2 protein-coding genes are annotated in these 1,046 nt (G+C 63.0%); both read left to right on the top strand.

All coding sequences use genetic code 11. The annotated features are described in order from the left end of the window. Positions 1 to 206, top strand: a 206-nt coding sequence (locus M3I54_RS44320; RefSeq protein WP_254346722.1) for a transposase, incomplete at its 5' end; no start/stop codon positions are given. A gap of 70 nt (positions 207 to 276) precedes the next feature. Beyond that, the gene (locus tag M3I54_RS44315) at positions 277 to 837 is read left to right on the top strand and encodes a hypothetical protein (protein ID WP_375542335.1); all 561 of its coding nucleotides are present in this window, start codon (positions 277 to 279) and stop codon (positions 835 to 837) included. Positions 838 to 1,046 lie beyond the last annotated feature (209 nt).

Here is a 1,046-nt window from a genome sequence, read left to right as displayed (position 1 = left end):
ACAAGGGGATTTATGCGTTCCACAAGAAATACGGCTACGGCCTGCGCTCGCGCGTCGAAGCGCAGATCTCACGCATCAAGCGATGCATTGGCGCCACCCTGCTGACGCAGAAGATCGCCTCGCAGGAGTGCGAGGGCGTCATCATCGCCAACCTCATCAACCTGTGGAACTCCTTCGGCAGGTCGGTTTGCGTCAAAAATGGATAGGTGCGTCCACAGCAAGGGGACTCGTACCCATCCGAACAAAGCCCAGGCCATCGGCACGTCGACCTCGACAGTGTGGCAATACCTGCACCGGGTGAAGCTGGCCGGGCTGGAGTGGCCGATGCCAGCACAACTGGCGAGCGACGACGCGGCACTCGAAGCCCAGCTGTATCCGCCGCCCGCGCCACGCACGCTGCCGCGGGGCATGCCGCACTGGCCGACGATACATCGCGAGATCGGCAAGCCGGGCGTGACGCTGGACCTGCTGTGGCAGGAATACAGGGCCCAGCATCCGGACGGATACGGCTATAGCTGGTTCTGCCGGGCCTATCAGGAATGGGCGCAGCGACTGCCGGTGACGATGCGGCAAACGCACATGCCGGGGCAGAAGCTGTTCGTCGATTACTCCGGCAAGAAGCTCGGCATCATCAATCCGGACACGGGCGAGATCCGTGAAGCTGAGCTGTTCGTTGCGGCGCTCGGCGTGTCCGGCTACACATTCGCTGAGCTGACGTGGACGCAGAAACTGCCCGACTGGATCGGCTCGCATGTGCGCGCCTTTGCGTTTTACAACGGGTGCGCCGGGAGACCGGAAAGGAGTAGGTGGTGCAAGTCCACTGCGATGAAGGAATAGCGAACCACATCGGCCCCGAGCCGTGCGCAGGTATCCGCGAGGATGTCGGCGAAGCGTCGGCAGGGGTACGTGCAGGCCAGCCATTGAGCCACGATAGAAAACTGATCCCGGGTGCCGACGCTGTCTGTGTAGCGGAAGGCAAAACGTCCGAGCGCGCAATCGCGAGCGCCCGGATGACCCGGCGTGGTCGTAGAACCTGGCATGTGCGC

Source organism: Paraburkholderia sp. CNPSo 3274, from assembly GCF_024206475.1.
In the GTDB taxonomy this organism is placed as follows: domain Bacteria; phylum Pseudomonadota; class Gammaproteobacteria; order Burkholderiales; family Burkholderiaceae; genus Paraburkholderia.
The sequence above is the reverse complement of the archived record's forward strand: the minus strand, read 5'-3'. Positions and strand labels throughout refer to the sequence as shown.